The following is a 1,069-nucleotide window of genomic DNA, read 5'->3' as shown; positions in this document are numbered from 1 at the left end:
GGGATAACTACTCAACGAAAATAGTCGCCAGAGGACTTGACTTTCAACACCCCATAGAAGTCTTACTGTGTCATAAAAAATAGTGCATTATATGTGCTTCTTCATTCAAGGTGGGAAGTGCATGAACACAAGCGACCGATTTGCGCAGTACATGAACTACTTGGCTGAGGGATTGGGCCATGCAGATCGTCGGGCCGGCTTGGAGAGCTACTGCACTGGCCTGATGCTGCCGTTGTCGCGCAAGAGCGTCGAACCGATGGCAGCGCGGGTTGACCCACTGCATGCCAGTGCCCGGCATCAAGCATTGCACCACTTCGTCTCCAAATCCGATTGGTCGGATGCGGTATTGTTGGGGCGTGTCCGCGACTGGGTTCAGCCCTTGCTTGAAGCACCAAGCGGTCGCTATTGGATCATTGACGACACGGGCTTCCCTAAGAAGGGCGGCCGCAGCTTGCGACTCGGACGCATTCCAGCAGCGGCATCCAGAAGGCGGGTGAGTTCTTCCTGCGTGAAGAGGTAGGGCTTGCGTCGCTGCTGCCGCGCGAGCAGCCTGCTTCCAGGCACCTGCGTTTCCGGAACGCTGGCCCGCAGATAGCACAGGAACCGTCGAACCGCGGAAAGGCGGCTCGCCTGTCCGGCTGCACTGCGAACTGACGACGGCCCGCACGCCCAATCGAGTGCGAGTTGTGCGTCGATCGGCCATCTATCAGCGGTGATCACATACTCAACGAAGCTTCGTAGCAGGGTCCTTCTGGCCGCATCATTGAAGCCAAGCGCTTCTCTGACAGAGAGATAGGCCTCCAGGTGATCGCGTAACTCTGGATGACCGCTCATGATCGCGCTCCCGGCCATGGCAAAGCTACCTGCGCGAGCGTGACGAGGTCGAGCTTCGCATAGATGGCTGTCGTCGTGAAACTCGCTCCACCGCACACCATTTGCATCGCCGCAGTGTGTCGCCTATATCGTTGACGATATAGGAGGCACTATATGCCCGGCGCCCTCAAATCTGAAGTGCAACACCTTGCCATCCGGTAAGGTGTGGTGAATGACAAGAACGAAGTACCAACAA

General features: G+C 57.2%; 1 protein-coding gene and 1 pseudogene. One reads left to right on the top strand and one right to left on the bottom strand.

Annotation, left to right across the window (positions count from 1 at the left end):
- Positions 1-121 precede the first annotated feature (121 nt).
- Positions 122-466, top strand: a pseudogene (locus J8I82_RS37745) (transposase); the annotation flags it as partial.
- Here J8I82_RS37745 and J8I82_RS37740 read toward each other — a convergent pair.
- Positions 403-834 carry a hypothetical protein gene (locus tag J8I82_RS37740; RefSeq protein ID WP_209765719.1) on the bottom strand — a complete coding sequence of 144 codons (432 nt, stop codon included), beginning with the start codon at positions 832-834 and terminating at the stop codon, positions 403-405. The pseudogene J8I82_RS37745 and the gene J8I82_RS37740 sit on opposite strands and share 64 nt — an antisense overlap.
- Positions 835-1,069 lie beyond the last annotated feature (235 nt).

This window comes from Cupriavidus consociatus (genome assembly GCF_017814975.1).
GTDB classification, from domain to species: domain Bacteria; phylum Pseudomonadota; class Gammaproteobacteria; order Burkholderiales; family Burkholderiaceae; genus Cupriavidus; species Cupriavidus consociatus.
This window is presented reverse-complemented; position numbering and strand designations above follow the sequence as displayed.

Bases quoted from the DNA above. Each gene is read 5' to 3' on its own strand.
- J8I82_RS37740 (WP_209765719.1), bottom strand. From the start codon at position 834: ATGAGCGGTCATCCAGAGTTACGCGATCACCTGGAGGCCTATCTCTCT.